This window comes from Enterobacter sp. UPMP2061, assembly GCF_053709615.1.
The window spans coordinates 1,002,805-1,022,128 of sequence record NZ_JBSKJP010000001.1 but is presented as its reverse complement, the minus strand read 5'-3'; the positions used below and the strand labels follow the sequence as shown (position 1 = coordinate 1,022,128).

Below are 19,324 nucleotides of genomic sequence, written 5' to 3'. Positions count from 1 at the left end.
TTCATTTCTTAACAGGTCTGTTATTGATGAAAAAAATCGCCAGCGTCTGCCCCTACTGCGGTGCAGGCTGCAAACTAAACCTCGTCGTTAAAAATAACCGGATTATCCGTGCCGAAGCCGCTGATGGCGTAACCAATCAGGGCACGCTTTGCCTGAAAGGGTTCTACGGCTGGGACTTTCTTAACGACACACGGCTGCTTACCCCCCGTCTGACGCAGCCCATGATCCGCTACAGCAAAGGCGAGGCCTTTACCCCTGTTACCTGGGAAGAGGCCATTCGCTATACCGCTCACAGGCTTAAAAGCATCAAAGAACAGTATGGCCCTCGGTCCATTATGACTACGGGTTCCTCACGGGGAACGGGCAATGAGACCAACTATGTGATGCAAAAATTTGCCCGAGCGGTGCTGAATACTAACAACGTCGACTGCTGCGCCCGCGTCTGTCACGGTCCGTCCGTTGCCGGTTTACAGGAGACCCTCGGCAACGGCGCCATGAGCAATTCCATTAACGATATTGAAAACTCAAAATGCCTGCTGGTATTCGGCTATAACTGCGCCGACTCTCACCCCATCGTCGCCCGACGCGTGCTTAAAGCACGTGAAAATGGCGCTAAAATCATCGTCTGCGATCCGCGTCATATTGAAACGGCACGCATTGCCGATCTTCATCTTCAGCTAAAAAATGGCAGTAACATGGCGCTGGTCAATGCCTTTGGCTATGTCCTGCTGGAAGAGGAACTGTACGACAAAAACTACGTTGCCCGCTTTACAGAAGGGCTTGAGGCGTACCGGCTGACGGTAAAAGATTACGCACCCGAGCAGGTTGAACATCTGACGGGGATCCGCGCGCGGGATGTTCGTCAGGCAATGCGCATGTTCGCAGCGGCGCCTTCAGCAACGGTGATGTGGGGAATGGGCGTCACGCAGTTTGGTCAGGCTGTCGATGTGGTGAAAGGTCTCTCCAGCCTGGCGCTGCTGACCGGCAACCTGGGCCGCCCTGCCGTCGGCGTGGGTCCGGTTCGCGGGCAAAATAACGTTCAGGGTGCCTGCGATATGGGCGTTCTGCCCAATATGTTCCCCGGCTACCAGGACGTCACTGACCCGGCGGTCAGACTGAAATTTGCCGATGCGTGGAAAATCAATGTCAACCGGATGGACGATCGCGTCGGGACGCGTATCACCGAAGTGCCGCATCTCGCGCTGGAAGGAAAGATCAAAGCGTATTACATCATGGGGGAAGATCCGCTTCAGACAGAAGCCGATCTGGGTCTAGTCCGCCGCGGCTTTGAGGCGCTCGATTTTGTGGTGGTTCAGGACATCTTTATGACCAAAACGGCAGAGGTGGCTGACGTGCTGCTCCCTGCCACCTCATGGGGAGAGCACGCCGGCGTGTTCACCTGTGCCGATCGCGGCTTCCAGCGTTTCGGCAAAGCCATTGAGGCCAGCGGCAACGTGAAGCGCGACTGGGAGATCATCAGCCTGCTGGCCACGGAGATGGGTTATCCCATGCATTACGAGGATAACCAGCAGATCTGGGACGAAATGCGCGAGCTGTGCCCCCTCTTCTACGGCGTGACCTACGAAAAAATGGGCGAGATGGGTCATGTGCAGTGGCCCTGTCCCACCCTCGATCATCCCGGCACTCCCTACCTGTACAAGGATAATCAGTTCGACACCCCCACTGGCAAAGGCCAGTTATTTGCCGCCCCCTGGCGCGCCCCGGCGGAGATACCGGATGCGGATTACCCGCTGGTACTGTGCACGGTGCGCGAAGTGGGTCACTACTCCTGTCGCTCAATGACCGGGAACTGCGCGGCGCTGCAAAGCCTGGCCGACGAGCCGGGCCGGGTGCAGATCAACCCGGCCGACGCGGATGAACGGGGGATTGCCGAGGGCCAACTGGTCTGGGTACGTTCACGCCGGGGTAAAGTGATCACGCGCGCCAGCATCAGCGAGCGCATCAATGCGGGAGCAATCTATATGACCTACCAGTGGTGGATTGGCGCCTGTAATGAGCTGACGCAGGATAATCTCGACCCGATCTCCAGAACGCCGGAAACGAAGTATTGCGCCGTGCAGCTGGAGGCGATCGAGGACCAGCGCTGGGCGGAGGATTTTGCGGCTTCCGCATACCAGACCATGAAGAAGCGGTTGATCGCTGCGGTTAATGTTTAAATGCATTGCCGGGTAGCTATCGCTGCCCGGCCCGCTATCCGCTGCCGTTTTAGGCTATTTGTTGTGCATAATTATTTTCCAGGTAATCGCGAAGCAGGTTCGGACGGCTCTTTTTCTCCATCAGCCTTCTCAACAGTACGATCAGCTCGTAATCGCTTCGCAGATTAAATTTCTGCATCATCATATATTTATGGGTAAAGACCGTTTTTTCGCTCATCTTCAACGCGTTCGCGGTCTGCACCACCGACAGCCCCCGGTAAAAATTGACCATAATACGAATCTGTTGCCGGGATAATCCTTTATGCTGGCAGTCGAAACAGGTCTTTTTATTCAACGTGTAACCTGGTAATTGCGTCCTGAACCACGCGATAAACAGAACGCCGCTAATACGATCAAGCGACGCCCGGCGCGGAAGAAAAATAATGTCCTGAAAGCAGGAAGGCAGCGCCGAAAAACGCAGCTCATCGTCGACGAGACCTATCACAATTCCTTTTTGCCGGGCCAGTAACTCCGGAAAACAGGTCAGCGTTTCCCCCTGACATAATGAAAGAACAATAATATCGGCCTGGCTGACGTTTTCATTGGTCAGCGCCAGGTGAAATGTGATGGAGCGATGAAAGTTATGCTTAAAAAAATCGTCGAAAAAGCTCTGTAGCCCAGCCTGAAAAAACAGATCCGTTTCCTGAATCAGAATATTTAACATAGTTCACACCAACGTCTTTAAAAAAGGCTTATCACCGGCATTTAGTTGTACTGCATCGTCATTACCACAACCGCGCTGATGCTTCCCGGCGTGGCGCCTCCCGGCATGGATTTTACCGAGGCCAGCATAGCCAATGTCGCGGTTCTGTCCGCGGCAATGGTCTGGGTCATACTGGTGCCTGTTCCTTTAAGCGCGCCGGTTTGGGCATCGCGCATGGCTATCGCCACATGCGTGGCCGAACCGCTGTTCATGAAATAGTCCGCTCCCGCCTCGGGATCGGGGCTGCCGGTGAAAGCGACGGTCACACTCTGCGTTCCCGTTGGGCACTGGGTAAACAGCAGACTGAAAGGCACCGGATCCGATGTTGAGCCCGGCGTCGCCATATTGGTTGCCTGAATATTGCCCAGGTTGACATCGAGGCTGTTACTGCCGCCATTAAATATGCACGGCGACGCAACGATATTTCCCGTCACACCGATGTTGACGCTATCAGCGGAGCATACCTTCCCGCTGAGTAAGGCAAGTAAAAGCAGTGTCCTGCATCTTATTTTCATCTTCTTACCTGCTACTGGTAGGTCAAATTAAGGGTGGCGGAGGCATTCGCTGAACCTGACTCCACGCGGGTTAACGTCTGGTAATACCGGGCCGTTAATGGCAACGTCTCTTGCCCCCCGGCAGACTGCCGCAAGAATAGTCGGCTGTTCATCACCAGCGGTGCACCGTTATAGATAAGCTGCACCCCCACCCCTTTCGCAGTGCCGGCATTTCCCTGCCCGGTTAAGGCCATCACGCTGGTATTGGCGCTGTCCGGGTTCTGTATTCCACTGAGCGAGACCGTAATATTGGTTCCGGCGGCGCAGGTCAGGCCCAGGTTTTGCGTGTTCTGTGCTCCCGCTGGCGTGGTGCCCACCGTGGAGCCGAACGCCGAGGCGGGAATATCCCCTATCGGAAACGTCAGCTGGGCCGTATTCACCGTGCACGCCAGCGCATTGATGGTGCCGGAGGTGAGCTGCGTGGTCAGACCGTCACGGTAGAGGCCATCGCTTCCCTGTAGCGTCACGACGCCGATCGTCCCCGGCGTTAATGCCCCCGATGAGACCGGCCCCGTCACCACCAGCTCAATCCTCCCGCCGTACCAGTCCACATAGGAGGTCTGCGCATTGTACGAGAACGTATTGCTCGGGTTTTCAAAATAGCCGTTGGAAGAAAAGCGTATCCCTATCCCGCTGACGTTCGTGTTGTAAACATGGTTGCCGTAGCTGCTCAACGTGGCGCCGTTGTAGCGCAGGCTGAATCCCAGCATCAGCGGATTAGTACACCCGGTAAGATAGGAGCCTGTGGCTGACGCCGCGCCAGAAAATACCACCGTGCCGACAGGCGCATCGCGCTGCACGTTGATCGTCCCCACGGACAGGGTGGAAAGCTGCGGGGTGATGGTGGTGCAGGTACCGGCACGAGCCATATTTGCCGCCGCGAGCAAACAGAGCAGCAGCATCGCGTTAAGACATTTCATGTTAGCGTTCCTGACGGCAGGTGGCGCGCATATCAGCGATCCCACCGTACGTTGAGTGATTCGGCAGCGTGAAATCAGCGCGGCATTGCTGACTGGATTGACTTCCCCATGTAGCGACTAACGTTCCCTGCTCGCGCATCCCGGTTAAATAGACCTGACCGCGATCGCCGACAATAAAACTGCCGCTGTCATCACCCACAAGGGTGACCACCGCCCCAAACGGAACGGCGCGGTCGTTGTCGGTCAAGGTCATCAGCACCCGGCGACCTGACTTCGGCAGATAATCGGCTCTCACCACCGCTCCCCGCGTCGGCGTCACCGTGCGAGTGTTGATCTCCAGCTCGACATCGTCCGGCATCGTTTCCGGGTCGAGGGTGAGATCGTTTTTCCGGTAGACAGAAAGGTTGCTCACGACCGTATATCCGCGAAAATCTGTCCGTACACCGGGCTGATTGCGGATATCCACGTCGTGGGCGCCAGGGGCTTTGATTAAGACGCTGGTCTCCCCCAGCGGCTGGGAAAGCGTGATGCCATCAGCATGGGCGAGAATGCCGCCTTGCAGCCCGTAATTCAGGCGTTCACTGTTTTTGTCATAACCATAACCTGCCGTGACTTCGCCATAGGTGCCTTTGTAGTCCGCGTTAACATTGCCGGTATAGCCCACACCCTCTGTTCCGTATCCCTGCTGTACGTTCCAGTTCAGGGCACGGTTCTCGAGCGCTACCCCGTTCAGGCCGACGTTATGCGTCGTCCCGTTATTCCCGCTGGCGTTCATGCCATAGTTAGCCCATGTCTGCGACAAAAATTTATCCAGCGGAATGCTGACGTTGAACGCCAGAAGCTGGTCATGGTCAGCGTTTTTTTGGCTGTCGCGGGTTTCTGACGCTGAGCGGACATTTTTGCTGTAAGTCCATGTCAGGCCATAGCTGATGTTGTGCCAGTAGTTGCTATAGCCGACGCTCCACGAAGCCATCGACTTACCGTCATTCCAGTAATCTTCCCGCGCCGCACTGAGGGTAAGCGCGCCCAGGTTGTCCCCCAGCGTCTGGCTCATCGTCAGCTCGGCACGGTTACGTCGCCTGTCCTGAAGCGCGCTGCTGTCGCCGTACGAATCGAGGACGTCCTGCATCCCGTAATAGCCGCGGGTCGAGTAGCGATACCCGGCAATCGAAAAGTTGGTCCCGGTATTGATAAAATTCTTGCTGTATCGGGCCCGCCACGACTGACCGTTTGTTTTCGCGGCATGCTCCGGCGTTGACCAGCCCTGAGTGACGTCTGCGGATACAGCCCCGAGATCGCCCATATTCTTGCCCACCCCCAGAGCCGCCGACTGGTACTTATCTGCCCCCTGGACGCCGCCATAGAGCGTAATACCGTGAGGGAGGCCGTAAATTCCGGTCAATTGCCCGAAGGGGGTTTTCTCCACGCTACGGTTATACGAGCGATACTGCCCGGCGGTAAGGGCATATTTCAGGCGCCCCTCCCGTTGCAGGACCGGCAGCGAAGCGTACGGCAGGGTGAAATGTTGCTCACTACCATCAGCTTCGACGATCGTGACATCAAGATCGCCCGCGCCGCCGGTGGGATACATATCCGCGATCTCAAACGCGCCCGGTGCCACATAGCTTTGGTAGATTTGATAGCCATTCTGACGCACCACGACCTGCGCGTTAGTTCGCGCAATACCGCGCACCACCGGCGCATAGCCTTTCAGGGAATCCGGCAGCATATCGTCGTCGGACGCCAGCTGGACGCCGCGAAACGGCATGCTGTCAAAGACATCGGCAGGCGCGGAACTGTCTCCGAGCGTAAGCTGGGCTTGCAGGGGAATAATCGCGCGCTGCATCAAGGTATATACGTTGTCCCACTTATCCTGGCCGGACGCATCGCGGGACCAGGTGGTGTAGTTGCGTAACCGCCAGGGACCGACGTTGATCCCCGGCCGCAGGTTTGCATACTGGCTGTCGCTGCGGGTGCCTGCCCCGCTTCTTGCCCGGCTGTTTGCCCCGCTCAGGCTGTAGTTGAGCATGGCCGCGGTAATGCCTTCATCCCACATATCCGGCGGAACGTAACCTCTCGCTGGCAGGTCTATAGCCGCCTGTGGAATGCTAATCGCCAGACGCTGGGCGCCAAACTGAAAATCCGCGCTGGCCTGTGGGATCGCCCTGAGATCGGCGCATTCACTTTCCCCGGCGGCGAGCTGCGGGAAAAGCGCCGTTTTCACGCCCCACGCTTTTAACTGCCCGATACTCAGGCACGGCTGCAACGTTTCACTGCCGTTAGCATCCTTCACTGCCATAAAACGAATATCCCGCGTTTCCAGCAGCCGATCGTCAAGAATAATATCAACGTGGTATGTCCCGGGCGCCTGCGAGCCGGATTCAAAGGCAGATAAATCCGCTTTTCCCATTCCGGGATTATCCAGCTCTACCAGTTCCGTATTAAACGTCTCACTGGCATACAGTGTGGGAGAGACACCAGCAAGCGCGAGGGCAATAAATATTGCCAGGCGCGCAGGCTGCATTGTATTCAATGCCATTGTCATGACGAACACCTGATTAACGCGTAAGGATCACAAACTTGCCCGGTGTAATTCGCCAGGGCTGCCATAATCGTTAATGACTTTAAACGTCAGCGTATTGCCACTGGTTCCGTTCGGTAACGGAAAACGGGCTGTGCCTGAAGGCATCACGTACGTGACATCGTCAAGTTTCTTATTACCCAACGTAATTTCATTGAAATTGATAACGTACGGCGTAGGGTTATTAACCTGAAGGGTATTTCCCGCACGACGCCAGGTTAATTTATTGGCTTGCTCCTCGGGGGTAGACGCACGAAGAGTCTCTGGTCGATAAATTAATTTGATGCGCGTTTTGACGGCAATTTGCAGCGAGTTCATCTGCTTTGAGGCTGAAGGAATAGCTTTAATGTTCAGCCAGAATAAACTCTCCTGCCCCTGAGGCAGTGAGCCGGTCATGACAATACGCTCAAGGTTTTTTTGCCCGCCGTCCAGCCGATACAGTGGTGGCGTAATAATAAAAGGCGCTTTACCCGATTGTTCATCCTGAACATCTATCCACGACTGGATTAAATAAGGAACGTTATCAGGATTAGTAATACCTATTGACGCCTCTTTTTTAGTCCCATCAAAAATAATACGGGTGCCGCCAATAATTACTCCTGCACTGACGGATGTTAACGTCAGCGGTAACAGCGCCATAGCCAGGCCCGTTGTCGTGATAAAACGCATTTTTTTTTACCTCATAAAACAAGGGGCCGGGCGGCCCCCCGCCAATTACTACCATTGACTTAGTTGTACACCACTGAGAAGTTTGCGACCGAGTTAGCCGGGCCCGCGGTCACGGATGCCGCGGTGGAGATATACTGCGCGTAGAAGTTCAGCGTATTATCAGCCGTACTGCTGAGCGGGTAAATATAGCTGTTGCTGCCGTGCAGCGGCAGATCGGCTTTATCTGCCGTCATCAGGTTAATCGCCACCCCGGTGGCCGCCCCCGCCACGGACGTATCAATCGCCAGCAGGCTGGCGTTGGTTAAATCCGGCGTGCCGTCAAAACGGACTTTTGCATTGGTGACCGTTACCGGACAGTTTTTCAAAATAATATTGAATTGCGTCGCAGCCGTTCTCGCCCCGGTTGTCGGGAATTCCGTTTTATAATAATCGCCTAATACCACCACCTGATTCTGGGATGCCACATCAACGTCGCAGGCAGAATCCAGAATATTCCCGTTAAAATTAACGGTACCGGCCGCTGCGAATGCATTGGTCATGGTGAGTACAGAACCTGCCGCTAACATTGCCATCATCAATTTTGTATTCATAATTTTATATCCCGTATTACTTTATTTATTACCGACATTCAGTTGCAGAAACAAAAGCCCTTCCGACGAGTCAAAATTTATACAACTCTTTTTCCGCATACAATCAATTTTGAGGTCTAGCTGTAGACCCTCTTTTAACAATTACAAAACATATTCACTCGGAAACACCTTAAGAATAATGGCCAAAGTCTACTTTTAGACCTGAATAAAAAAGGTTTCAATTTCAATTAATTAAGACTCAAAAAAAAGCGAGTCTATAATTAGACTCGCCGCAAACATTCCCTGATCTGCTGGTTTTTAAGATAATTCTTTATGCCGATCAAAAAATGATCGCATCAGTCAGTGAGGTTTCACATGAATACCCGTTTCGCGCCTGAGTCAGATATTGATAAGTCAACAGTGCTCGGCGCTAAGCCTTTTAAGCACATTGAAAAAATAATCGATAATGTTTTGCCGCATGCGGAGAGAAGCATTATTGCCAGAGGAGAAATTATCCATTATTGCTCCGGCGATACCCGTCAATGCTTTTTACTGTTGCATGGCAGCGTGGCGTTGCACCGTCGCGGGGACGGTATCGTCTTAAATTCTGAATCCGCGCCATTTATACTCGGCGTGAGCAGCCAGTTATCGTCTGAACACCTGTACGTCAGAGCGCTGGAAACCTCAGAGGTGGCCAGCGTTTCGCTGGCGTGTTTCAATCATGTTGTCGCACAACAGAATTTATGGGAGCACTTCTCAAACCTGCTGATCTATACCGCATCGCGCGTCTACGAACATTGTGCCCAGATATCGCAAATGTCGGCTTATGACATTATCCGCTTTCAACTGGTTGAGTTGATGCAGGAGCCGGAAGCCATAAGACAAAACATTACCGCCGCGGCCTATATCAAAAGCCGCACCTATCTTTCACGCAGCGGCATTATGCGGATCCTCGCGGAGTTGCGGACGGGGAAATACATCACCATGGAGCGTGGCGTACTAGTAGAGATCCATCACTTACCCCGTAAGTACTGAGGCTGTATTTATCTCTGGAGAAGGTGGAAAAGAAGAGCGACACTATAGAGAGTACAGTCTCTTTCCAGGTTAACGCTATGTCTTCTGACAAACCATCGCATCGCGGCTCTCCCTATGCTCAGGAACTGATTTCTCATATACAGCCGCACTGCGCCACGCATAAAACCGATCCCGGCGAGCAACTAGATCTCCAGGTTCACGGGCAGAGCATGTGTTATTTAATTCTTGATGGCACGGTCGCCATATACAGAAGAAGCGACGACATGATGCTTTCAACGGCGCGCAGTCCCGCCCTATTTGGCCTCGCTAACCTGACGGACATTTATTTTAATGACTACCTCCGAACGGTAACGCCTTGCCTGATTGGTGTGCTCACGACCGATCGGGTGGCTGAAATTATCAAAGAGAAGGCGCTGTGGGGGCTGCTTTCTAATCATCTGATGTTTGTCTATAACCGCCTCTATCACAACGTCATGCCGAAAGGCGCGCCAACCGCGTACGAGATGATTCGCCAGCAGCTCGTGCTGCTGATGCAGGAAGATGACAGCTACCGACGCAGCGTGACGGCGGAAAGGTATATCAGGGATAAAACCCATCTTTCCCGCAGTGGCGTAATGCGGATCCTGGCTGATCTGAAAACGGGTGGGTTCATCGAAATGGAAGAAGGCCGGCTGATTAAAATTAACAAACTGCCTGCCAGATACTGAATGTCAGACACAAAAAAGGCCGCGCTTACGGCCTTTTCTTCACTGCTTAATGGACGTGAACGCCCAACCGCCAGGCAAAGTAGATCTCTTCTTTCAGTTCGTTTGAAGAGAGCGCCAGCAAATCCGTAAATTCCAGCTCAAGCTGTTTCAGCTTTTTCAGGTACTGGGCGGGAGACAGATTGCTTTTATCGCGACGTAAATATTCAATTGCCAGCTGTGTTGGGGTTATTTCAGTATCCATGATGTCCTCGCTTATGTTCAAAACGTGACCAGTATATCACAATCAGGCGGCTAATTTTTGACCAAAAACAAGACATCCGGAAACTTTACACAACGGCCGTCGTCAGCCTGGATGAACAACACAGGCGATCCTGCTCGTCCAGAATATCAATCTGCCACACCTGATGACGGCTTCCGGCATGCAGCGCCCGGCAGACGCCGCGCACGCGCCCGCTGCGAACGGAGCGGATGTGGTTGGCATTGACCTCCAGACCCACCACCTTCTGCTCTCCTTCCGTACACAGGTAGCCCGCCACCGACCCCAGCGTTTCGGCCAGCACGACGGACGCGCCGCCGTGCAACAGGCCAAACGGTTGATGAGTACGGTTGTCTACCGGCATCGTCGCTTCCAGTTCGTTGTCGCCAATGCGCGTGAACTGGATATCCAGCAAACCGACCATGTTCTCCGCGCCCATGGCATTTAAGGCCTCCAGCGTGACCGCACGTTTCCAGATCATCCGATAATCTCCAGTAAAGCCTGCAATGGATGGCGGACGCCGTTACCTTCCACCCGTTTCACCTGGCTGCGGCAGGAGTAGCCCGTCGCCAGACAGCGGTTGCGTGGCAGGCGCTGCATCGCCTGATGCCACGACAGCTCGTAAATGCCGAGCGAATTAGCGTGGTTTTTGACTTCATGGCCGTAGGTTCCGGCCATACCGCAGCAGCCCACGTTAACGCTTTCCAGCTTCGCGCCAAACCGGGCGAAGATAGAAGCCCACTGGGCAGGCGCCGTCGGCAGCGCCGTCACTTCAGTGCAGTGCCCAAACAGATACCAGGCTTCTCCACTCACCTCCTGAGTGGTCGTTTGCGTCAGCACCGCAGGCAGCCACTCGTGCACCAGTAAGACCTGAAAATCACCGCGCTTATCGCCGAGCGTCTGCTTATATTCATCCCGGTAACAGAGCACCAGCGCAGGATCGACGCCCACCATCGGCATGCCGAGCTGCGCCACGCGATTCAGAAAATCTGAAGTTTTCTGCGCGGTTTTCGCAAAGCGGGTGAGGAAGCCTTTAATGTGCTGCGCCTTGCCGTTCGGCGAGAACGGCAGCACCACCGGCTGGTAGCCGATTTTCTCGGCCAGTCGGACAAAATCGGCCACCACCTGCGCATCGTAATAGCTGGTAAACGGATCCTGCACTACCAGCACCACCTTCGCTTTCTGCTCAGGGCTTAATGCTTCCAGTTGTTCCAGGGTCATGTTAGCCGAGCGGTGCCCCACCAGCCGACGCTGGAGTGATGGCACCGACAGCAGCGGCAGGTCCACCATGCCGATATGTTTTTCTGACAGTTTGCGCACCAGCGGCTGGTTGATAAAGAAGTTAAAGGTTTTTGGCGCACGGGCCATCAGCGGCGCGTAACTCTCCACCGTCGCCACCAGATGATCGCGCATCGGGCGCAGATAACGCGTGTGGTACAGCTGGAGGAAGCGGGAACGGAATTCCGGTACGTCAATTTTAATTGGGCACTGGGTTGAACACGCCTTGCACGCCAGGCAGCCGGACATTGCCTCTTTCACCTCATGCGAGAAATCGTATTCGCCTTTGTTCGCATGCCAGCTGTTGCGGGTGCGTTCGATAAGCCCGCGCAGGCTGGCGCGTTTTTCCGGCAGCTCCTGTTCCAGCTTGAGCGGGTCAACGCCGCGGTCGGCCAGCAGGCGCAGCCATTCGCGCACCAGCGTGGCACGCCCTTTCGGGGAATGAATGCGGTTGCTGGTGATTTTCATCGACGGACACATCGGGCTTTTCACATCGAAGTTGAAGCACAGCCCGTTGCCGTTGCACTCCATCGCGCCGCGCCAGGAAGCGCGTACCGCAATCGGAATTTGTCGGTCATAGGTGCCGCGCTTGACGGCGTCCACCTGCAACATCGGCGCATCGATGCCCTCCGGCGGGCAGATTTTTCCCGGGTTGAGGCGGTTATCGGGATCAAAAGCGGCTTTCACCTTACGCAGCTCGGCGTAAAGTTGTTCGCCAAAAAACGCCGGGCTGTACTCGGCGCGGAATCCTTTGCCGTGCTCGCCCCATAACAAGCCGCCGTATTTGGCCGTGAGGGCCACGACCTGGTCGGAGATCTCCTTCATCAGGATCTCCTGCTGCGGGTCGCACATGTCCAGCGCCGGGCGCACGTGCAGCACACCCGCGTCCACGTGCCCGAACATGCCATAGCTCAGACCATGGCTGTCGAGCAGCGCGCGAAACTCCACAATATAATCAGCAAGGTGTTCCGGCGGCACGCAGGTATCTTCCGCAAACGGAATAGGCTTCGCCGCCCCTTTCGCGTTGCCGAGCAGCCCCACCGCTTTTTTACGCATCGCGTAGATTCGCTCGATGCCGGAGAGATCGTTACACAGCTGCCAGCCAATGACGCCGCCTTCCCCCTGGGCAATCAGCTCGTCCAGACGCTGGCAGAGCGTGCTTACCTGGCTCTCAATCAGCTCTGTGTCATCCCCGGCGAACTCGACGATGTTCAGGCCGAGCATCTCTTTATCCGGCACGTCGGTAATCAGTTCGCTCACCGAATGCCAGACGATATCTTCCCGGGCCAGGTTCAGAACTTTTGAATCGACGGTTTCCACCGACAGCGCCCGCGCCTCCACCATAAACGGTGCATTACGCAGCGCGGAGTCAAAGGAGTTGTATTTGACATTCACCAGACGGCGCACCTTTGGCAACCGGGTGATATCCAGACGCGCTTCGGTGATGAAGGCCAGCGTCCCTTCTGACCCGGTCAGTACGCGGGTAAGATCGAACTGGCTCAGATCGTCATTAAAGACATGGCGCAGATCGTAGCCCGTCAGGAAGCGGTTAAGCTTCGGGAATTTGTTGAGGATCAGTTCGCGATTTTCGCGGCAGCGCTCCAGCACGGTACGATAAATCCGTCCGCTGGTGGTGCTCTCTTTTGCCAGCGTTTCGGCCAGCTCGATCGGCATCGGTTGGGTATCGAGGATATCGCCCCCCAGCAGCACCGCCCGCACACCCATAACGTGATCGGAGGTTTTGCCGTAGACCAGCGAGCCCTGCCCCGAGGCATCGGTGTTGATCATCCCGCCAATGGTCGCGCGGTTACTGGTGGAAAGCTCTGGCGCAAAAAAATAGCCGTAAGGTTTCAAAAACTGATTCAGCTGATCTTTGATCACCCCCGCTTCCACTCGCACCCACCCCTCTTCCGGGTTGATCTCAATGATGCGGTTCATATAGCGGGACATATCAATGATGATGCCCTGGTTCAGCGCCTGCCCGTTGGTACCCGTCCCGCCGCCGCGTGGGGTAAAGACCAGGGTGCTGAAACGCTCCTGCGACGCCAGACGGGCGATGAGCGCCACATCGGCGGTAGAGCGCGGGAAAACGACGGCATCGGGAAGAAGCTGGTAAATACTGTTATCGGTCGCCATCGTCAGCCTGTCGGCATAATCGGTGGCGGTGTCACCTGTAAAACCCTGTTGCTCCAGTGCCTGCAAAAAATTAAGCACCAGCTGAACGACGCCCGGTGCCTGAGAAATCTGTGGGATCATTGCTGTCGACCCTAATGAGAATAGTGTGAAATCGTTTGCGTTGTGTCTGGAAAGTTTTATCACATTTTTTTCTTATGTGCTTCGTAGAATTACGGGCAAAATCCGCCTGTCAAAAATCGCTGAAATCACTAATGATTAGAGAGATGCGGTTTATATTCCCATCAGCCTTGCTGGTGTTCATTTAAGGAAAGTTTCGTTTATGGTCAATCTTCGTCAGCCCAGGGATGTCGCGCAGATACTGCTGTCGGTGCTGTTCTTAGCCATTATGATTATTGCGTGTCTGTGGATTGTTCGTCCTTTCGTGCTCGGATTTGCCTGGGCCGCGACCGTCGTCGTCGCAACCTGGCCTTTACTCTTACGTTTGCAGAAACTGCTGTTTGGTCGCCGCGGCCTGGCCGTGCTGGTGATGACGCTGCTGTTGTTCCTGCTGTTTATTATTCCCATTGCACTGCTGGTTAACAGCCTGGTTGACAGTAGCGGCCCGGTTATTCGCGCGGTCACCAGCGGTGATATGACGCTGCCGGATCTCGCGTGGCTGAACAGTATTCCTGTTGTGGGCGCAAAACTGTACAGCGGCTGGCACAGCCTGCTGGAGATGGGCGGTAGCGCCCTGATGGCCAAAGTGCGTCCGTACATCGGCACAACCACCACCTGGTTTGTGGGGCAGGCTGCGCACATTGGTCGCTTCATGATGCACTGTACGTTGATGCTGGTCTTCAGCGCCCTGCTGTACTGGCGCGGCGAGCAGGTTGCGCTGGGGGTGCGTCATTTCGCCACCCGACTGGCAGGTAAACGCGGCGATGCGGCCGTGCTGCTGGCAGCCCAGGCCGTCCGCGCGGTGGCGCTCGGCGTGGTGGTCACAGCGCTGGTGCAGGCTGTACTTGGCGGAATCGGGCTGGCGATTTCCGGCGTACCTTATGCCACCATTTTCACCGTCGTCATGCTGATGACCTGTCTGGCTCAGCTCGGTCCGCTGCTGGTGCTGGTTCCCTGCATTATCTGGCTTTACTGGACGGGGGACACGACCTGGGGCACGGTGCTACTGGTCTGGAGTTGCGTGGTGGGCACCATGGATAACGTGATCCGTCCCCTCCTCATCCGCATGGGCGCTGACCTGCCGCTGATTCTGATCCTGTCCGGGGTGATCGGGGGGTTAATTGCCTTCGGCATGATTGGCCTGTTCATCGGTCCGGTGCTGCTTGCGGTAACCTGGCGTCTCTTCTCCGCCTGGGTGCATGAAGTGCCGCCGCCGGGAACCGACCCTGACGTCATCTTAAGCGAACTTGAAGAACTGGAAGATAAGAACGCGCAGTAAGAACGTAGGCCGGGTGGCGCTAACGCTTACCCGGCCTACACTCTCCACAGCAATACTTAAACGTTGCTAAACTATTTATTCTCTGTGCACTGGTCAGACCCGCCTTTTCCTGCCTAAAACCGTCATTCTCTTCAAGAAATCTTTACCTGCCTTTAACTATTGAGACGAATCCGATCGACTCAAAATCCTGGCATGCCTACTATTAAGACACGGTTATAAATCAACACCTTGATTTATAAGCATGGAAATCCCCTGAGTGAAACAACGAATTGCTGTGTGTAGTCTTTGCCCATCTCCCACGATGGGCTTTTTTTTATCCTTTTTACGCCCGTGTAATGTCACAGCGGCTGAGCATGCGCCATTCCCCCGCCAGCTCCCGCGTCTCCCCGGTTACCAGCACGTTCACCACCTCGCGTATATCCGCCGAGGACGCGCCAACCTGTAGCTCAAATTCCCCTGGCTCGACAATCCGCTTCCCGTCCCGGCGGGTGAAATTAAACATCTCCACCGGCAGGGTAAAGGTCAGCGTGGCGGTTTCTCCCGGTGAAAGCGTAACGCGCTGGAACGCTTTCAGCTCCTGAAGCGGACGCACCTGCGTGGCGACCTTATCGCGTACGTACACCTGTACCACTTCGCTGCCGCTGCGCTCGCCGGTGTTGGTGATATCGACGCTTAACGCCACCTCTCCGTCGATCGGGACGCGGCTTTCCGCCAGGCGGGCCGCGCCCCAGCGAAACTGCGTCCAGCCGAGACCGTAACCGAACGGGTAAAGTGCGCCGAAATGGAACGCAAACGGCGTGCCGCCGCTTTTCAGCTTGTGGTTATAGTAGTACGGCATCGCCCCGGCGTTTTTCGGCACGCTCAGTACCAGCCTGCCCTGCGGCTCCGCGCGGCCGGTTAAGACATCGGCAATCGCCCAGCCCCCTTCCTGCCCCGGCGCCCAGGCCATCATCAGCGCGGCCACCTTCTCTTCCAGCCCCTGAAGGTTATAAGGACGCCCACCCGTCATGACGACAATCACCGGCTTACCGGTTGCCACCAGCGCCTCCAGCAGCTGTTGCTGCACGCCCGGCAGATCCAGCGAATCGGTATCCGAACCTTCCCCCACGGTGCCGCTCTGGAATAGTCCGGCGAGGTCGCCCACGCAGGCCACCACCACGTCACTCTCTTTTGCCGCGCTCACGGCGTCGGGGATCAGATCCGTGCGTTGTGAAACCGGCGATTGCTGCATCGGTTTACCGCCGCTGTCGCCCGGGAACACCGGCGCGCCCGCCATCCGTTTTTCGATAATGTGGCACCCTTTGGCGTAACGTATCTGCGATGCACCAAGGTACTGTTCCAGCGCCGCGCGCGGGGTGGTCACCTGCGAAGTCTCTTCAACCATATCGCTGATAATCAGGTGAACCGGGAAGCTGTAGCCGCTCAGTAACGCCAGTGGATCGTCCGCCGTCGGCCCCACTACCGCTACACGGGGTTTTCCGCCGAGGGGCAAAATGCCGTTATTTTCCAGCAGCGTGATCGATTTTGTTGCCACCTCGCGCGCCACCTGCCGGGTCGCCTCATTCTGCAAATCGATACCGTCTTCGTCGGCGTACGGTTTTTCAAACAGCCCGAGACGGAATTTTTCACTTAGCACGCGCGCCACAATCTCATCCACTTTCGCCATTGAGATGAGCCCACGCTCTACCGCTTCAGCCAGATGACGCGCGCAGTCATCCTTCGGCAGTTCCACGTCCAGCCCGGCGTTAAACGCCAGCGCCGCCGATTGTGCTGGATCGTGAGAAATCCCGTGGTGCTGGTGCAGCAGGCTGACGCCGCCGTAATCCGCCACGATAATGCCGTCGAAGCCCCACTGTTCACGCAGCACGGTGGTGAGCAGGAAATGGTCGCTGTGTCCTGGCTGATTATCAATGTCGTGATAGGCTGGCATCACCGAACCGGCGTTGGCCAGCTTCACCGCCATCTCAAACGGCAGCAGGAAGGTATCGTTTAGCTCGCTGAAACCGAGGTGGACCGGCGCATGGTTGCGCGCCCCTTCGCTGAAGGAGTGGCCGACGTAATGTTTCAGGGTCGCCAGCAGATCGCGCTTATCGCCCTGCACCCCCTTCACGTAGGCCGTCGCCATTACCCCTACCAGCCACGGATCTTCCCCAAAGGTCTCTTCCGTCCGTCCCCAGCGCACATCGCGCGAGACATCCAGCACCGGGGCCAGCCCCTGCTGGCACCCGACAGACCGGGCCTCTTTGCCAATCTGCTCCGCCGCGCGCTGCACCAGCGCCGGGTCCCAGGTGGAACCGTAGTTCAGCGACGACGGGAACAGCGTTGCATCTTTGCACAGCAGCCCCACCAGACACTCCTCATGAAACAGCGCCGGAATGCCGAGCCGGGTCTCCTCCATCATCATGCGTTGCAGACGGTTGGCGGCACGCACGCCGGTTTTTGCATCAACAATGTGCGTGCCGAGCGGACGGGTGATCTGCCCGACGCCGAGCTTCAGTCTTTCGCTGAGGGACGCCTGTTCACTCACGCCAGCGAATTCATCGCTCAGATCGCTGCGCTCGCGGTGGTTGCCGTGTTCATCGAGGATCAGCCAGTACGCGTGCATCTGGGCAAATTTCTCTTCTGGCGTCATACGCGCCAGTAAATCAGCGACACGCTCGTGTACGGGACGTCCCGCGTCCTTGTAGATCGCAGTCATGGTTTACTCCTGTAGTGCGGATTGGGTTGCCGGGCTGAGCTGCCCCGCATCGTTTCGACTATCGCGTTTGCTGGCCAGCTCGCGGGCGATGCTGTCCACCAGCCGGCTGTTAAGTTTGTAGATGGCAAGGAGCGCCACCATGCAGAGGAACAGCACGCAGGGGATCAGGGTGAACAGGGCATTGATGGTTGCAAGAACGTGAGGCGCCTGGTTTGCCTGACCCGGCGCGTAATCCACCATGCCAAGCACCCAACCGACCACCGCCCCACCCAGCGCCAGCCCAAACTTGATGGCAAACAGGGCGGTAGAAAAGACCAGCCCGTCCAGGCGGCGGCCACTACGGTGTTCTTCGTAGTCCACCACATCGGAGAACATGGTCCATTGCAGCGGCGTGGTCAGGTTCTGAATAAAACTAAACACAATATTCAGACCGAATATCAGCCACACCTGCGAAGGCGGAATGAAGAAAATCAGCGCGCCAAAAATAACGAAAGAAATAATGGTCCACTGATAGGCACGCACCCGGTCAAATTTGCCCAGCAGGCGTTCAGATAATAATGCGCCGCTTAAGGAGGCCACCATGCCTGAAACAATAAAGGCAAAAACCAGTTCCGGACGTAACAGAACATAATTAACGTAATACATGGTCGCAGAGCCACGCGTCACGACGGCGGTTAACAGTAAAATATTAAACAGAAAAACAATTCGCCACTGGCTATTGGCGGCCAGCAGTTTTAAATCCGTCAGCATCGAGCCGGAGGTGTCATTGCGCGGCGAGTAACGCTCCCGGGTCATAAAGAAGCAGCAGAAGAATAAAACAATGCCCAGCAGCCCCATCAGGCTCATAGCATAGAAATAGCCTTTTTGCACATTCCCCTGGCCTAATAATGAGACCAGCGGCAGCGCGATGACCGTTACAATCAACCCGCCGATAAACGACAGGCCAAAGCGCCAGGATTGCAGCGAGTGGCGTTCGCGCGGGTCGAGCGTCAGCGCGCCAGGCATGGCACAGTAAGGGACGTTAATCGCGGAATAGATCAGACTCAGGATGGCATAGGTTACGCAGGCATAGACAATTTTTGCCGTCGCCCCGGCATCCGGTACGTAGAAGGTAATCAGGCAGCTCACGCCAAACGGAATGGCAAACCAGAGCAGCCAGGGACGAAAACGACCGTGGCGGGTCTGAGTGCGGTCCACCAGCGCGCCAATGCACGGGTCGACAAACGCATCGATCACGCGCACCACTAAAAACATGGTGCCCATAATGGCCGCAGGCAAACCGAATACGTCCGTATAGAAATAAGCGAGAAATAACGTTGCCGTTTGCCAGACCAGCGCGCTGGCCATATCGCCGAGGCCATAACCTATTTTATCTTTGGTACGTAATACAGAGGAGATTGTCATTGTTATTTGCCTTTTTATCAGGTTAAAACGTATTTCAACCAGTCGCGCATCATCCCGACGGATGTACGCGGTAAGGCTCAAGTATTAGCAACGCCCTGCCCGCTAACAATTGTCTAAATTAACAGATAAATTATGATATTTGGTTTTTTGCTTTATTTGTGAT

The 19,324-nt window shown here is 55.6% G+C and carries 15 protein-coding genes and 1 other RNA gene; 5 read left to right on the top strand and 11 right to left on the bottom strand.

The features are described from left to right. Positions 1–26 precede the first annotated feature (26 nt). Entirely contained in the window at positions 27–2,177 is a 2,151-nt protein-coding gene (fdhF, locus tag ACWKXX_RS04950) for a formate dehydrogenase subunit alpha (protein ID WP_454540764.1), read from the top strand. Between the two features lie 49 nt (positions 2,178–2,226). Here the strand turns inward: fdhF and ACWKXX_RS04945 are convergent, their stop codons facing one another. From ACWKXX_RS04945 to ACWKXX_RS04920, 6 genes are read right to left on the bottom strand one after another with little or no spacing between them, the layout of a single operon-like run. Beyond that, entirely contained in the window at positions 2,227–2,880 is a 654-nt protein-coding gene (locus tag ACWKXX_RS04945) for a helix-turn-helix transcriptional regulator (RefSeq protein ID WP_032103715.1), read from the bottom strand. Between the two features lie 41 nt (positions 2,881–2,921). Then, positions 2,922–3,434 (bottom strand): fimbrial protein, encoded by a 513-nt coding sequence (locus ACWKXX_RS04940; RefSeq protein ID WP_026094315.1) that lies wholly within the window; start codon positions 3,432–3,434, stop codon positions 2,922–2,924. Between the two features lie 11 nt (positions 3,435–3,445). Continuing rightward, entirely contained in the window at positions 3,446–4,393 is a 948-nt protein-coding gene (locus ACWKXX_RS04935; RefSeq protein ID WP_023296361.1) for a fimbrial protein, read from the bottom strand. Position 4,394: 1 nt separating this feature from the next. Then, entirely contained in the window at positions 4,395–6,938 is a 2,544-nt protein-coding gene (locus ACWKXX_RS04930; RefSeq protein ID WP_023303537.1) for a fimbria/pilus outer membrane usher protein, read from the bottom strand. 27 nt (positions 6,939–6,965) lie between these two features. Next, a complete protein-coding gene (locus tag ACWKXX_RS04925; RefSeq protein ID WP_023303536.1) occupies positions 6,966–7,643 on the bottom strand; it encodes a fimbrial biogenesis chaperone in 678 nt (225 codons plus the stop codon). Positions 7,644–7,702: 59 nt separating this feature from the next. Next, entirely contained in the window at positions 7,703–8,233 is a 531-nt protein-coding gene (locus ACWKXX_RS04920) for a fimbrial protein (protein WP_015570717.1), read from the bottom strand. 354 nt (positions 8,234–8,587) lie between these two features. Between ACWKXX_RS04920 and ACWKXX_RS04915 the strand changes: the two genes are divergently transcribed. Together ACWKXX_RS04915 and ACWKXX_RS04910 are read left to right on the top strand one after the other, a co-directional pair. Further along, entirely contained in the window at positions 8,588–9,247 is a 660-nt protein-coding gene (locus ACWKXX_RS04915) for a winged helix-turn-helix transcriptional regulator (RefSeq protein ID WP_015570718.1), read from the top strand. Positions 9,248–9,324: 77 nt separating this feature from the next. Continuing rightward, positions 9,325–9,954 carry a helix-turn-helix domain-containing protein gene (locus ACWKXX_RS04910; protein WP_261666479.1) on the top strand — a complete coding sequence of 210 codons (630 nt, stop codon included), beginning with the start codon at positions 9,325–9,327 and terminating at the stop codon, positions 9,952–9,954. 46 nt (positions 9,955–10,000) lie between these two features. Here the strand turns inward: ACWKXX_RS04910 and ACWKXX_RS04905 are convergent, their stop codons facing one another. The 3 genes from ACWKXX_RS04905 to ydiJ all read right to left on the bottom strand — a co-directional run bounded on the left by ACWKXX_RS04905 (position 10,001) and on the right by ydiJ (position 13,744). Next, a complete protein-coding gene (locus ACWKXX_RS04905) occupies positions 10,001–10,195 on the bottom strand; it encodes a YdiH family protein (protein ID WP_003857766.1) in 195 nt (64 codons plus the stop codon). 85 nt (positions 10,196–10,280) lie between these two features. Then, a complete protein-coding gene (gene menI, locus ACWKXX_RS04900) occupies positions 10,281–10,691 on the bottom strand; it encodes a 1,4-dihydroxy-2-naphthoyl-CoA hydrolase (RefSeq protein WP_023296356.1) in 411 nt (136 codons plus the stop codon). After that, entirely contained in the window at positions 10,688–13,744 is a 3,057-nt protein-coding gene (gene ydiJ, locus ACWKXX_RS04895) for a D-2-hydroxyglutarate dehydrogenase YdiJ (RefSeq protein ID WP_261666282.1), read from the bottom strand. The genes menI and ydiJ overlap by 4 nt, the downstream gene beginning before the upstream one ends. Positions 13,745–13,943: 199 nt before the next feature. On the opposite strand from ydiJ, the gene ydiK reads away from it, so the two are divergent. Beyond that, a complete protein-coding gene (gene ydiK / locus ACWKXX_RS04890) occupies positions 13,944–15,059 on the top strand; it encodes an AI-2E family transporter YdiK (protein WP_015570721.1) in 1,116 nt (371 codons plus the stop codon). Between the two features lie 209 nt (positions 15,060–15,268). Then, positions 15,269–15,376, top strand: an RNA gene (gene rprA / locus ACWKXX_RS04885) — antisense sRNA RprA. Positions 15,377–15,381: 5 nt separating this feature from the next. On the opposite strand, the gene ACWKXX_RS04880 is transcribed toward rprA, so the two are convergent. Both ACWKXX_RS04880 and ACWKXX_RS04875 read right to left on the bottom strand, forming a co-directional pair. Further along, positions 15,382–17,757 (bottom strand): glycoside hydrolase family 3 N-terminal domain-containing protein, encoded by a 2,376-nt coding sequence (locus ACWKXX_RS04880; protein WP_261666283.1) that lies wholly within the window; start codon positions 17,755–17,757, stop codon positions 15,382–15,384. 3 nt (positions 17,758–17,760) lie between these two features. Next, positions 17,761–19,161, bottom strand: coding sequence for an MFS transporter (locus ACWKXX_RS04875; protein WP_261666284.1), 1,401 nt, complete (start codon positions 19,159–19,161; stop codon positions 17,761–17,763). Positions 19,162–19,324: the final 163 nt, after the last annotated feature.

Bases quoted from the DNA above. Each gene is read 5' to 3' on its own strand.
- ACWKXX_RS04910 (WP_261666479.1), top strand. From the start codon at position 9,325: ATGTCTTCTGACAAACCATCGCATCGCGGCTCTCCCTATGCTCAGGAA.
- ACWKXX_RS04920 (WP_015570717.1), bottom strand. From the start codon at position 8,233: ATGAATACAAAATTGATGATGGCAATGTTAGCGGCAGGTTCTGTACTC.
- ACWKXX_RS04945 (WP_032103715.1), bottom strand. From the start codon at position 2,880: ATGTTAAATATTCTGATTCAGGAAACGGATCTGTTTTTTCAGGCTGGG.
- ACWKXX_RS04930 (WP_023303537.1), bottom strand. From the start codon at position 6,938: ATGACAATGGCATTGAATACAATGCAGCCTGCGCGCCTGGCAATATTT.
- ACWKXX_RS04935 (WP_023296361.1), bottom strand. From the start codon at position 4,393: ATGAAATGTCTTAACGCGATGCTGCTGCTCTGTTTGCTCGCGGCGGCA.
- fdhF (WP_454540764.1), top strand. From the start codon at position 27: ATGAAAAAAATCGCCAGCGTCTGCCCCTACTGCGGTGCAGGCTGCAAA.
- ACWKXX_RS04940 (WP_026094315.1), bottom strand. From the start codon at position 3,434: ATGAAAATAAGATGCAGGACACTGCTTTTACTTGCCTTACTCAGCGGG.
- ACWKXX_RS04905 (WP_003857766.1), bottom strand. From the start codon at position 10,195: ATGGATACTGAAATAACCCCAACACAGCTGGCAATTGAATATTTACGT.
- menI (WP_023296356.1), bottom strand. From the start codon at position 10,691: ATGATCTGGAAACGTGCGGTCACGCTGGAGGCCTTAAATGCCATGGGC.
- ydiK (WP_015570721.1), top strand. From the start codon at position 13,944: ATGGTCAATCTTCGTCAGCCCAGGGATGTCGCGCAGATACTGCTGTCG.
- ACWKXX_RS04925 (WP_023303536.1), bottom strand. From the start codon at position 7,643: ATGCGTTTTATCACGACAACGGGCCTGGCTATGGCGCTGTTACCGCTG.
- ydiJ (WP_261666282.1), bottom strand. From the start codon at position 13,744: ATGATCCCACAGATTTCTCAGGCACCGGGCGTCGTTCAGCTGGTGCTT.
- ACWKXX_RS04915 (WP_015570718.1), top strand. From the start codon at position 8,588: ATGAATACCCGTTTCGCGCCTGAGTCAGATATTGATAAGTCAACAGTG.
- ACWKXX_RS04875 (WP_261666284.1), bottom strand. From the start codon at position 19,161: ATGACAATCTCCTCTGTATTACGTACCAAAGATAAAATAGGTTATGGC.
- ACWKXX_RS04880 (WP_261666283.1), bottom strand. From the start codon at position 17,757: ATGACTGCGATCTACAAGGACGCGGGACGTCCCGTACACGAGCGTGTC.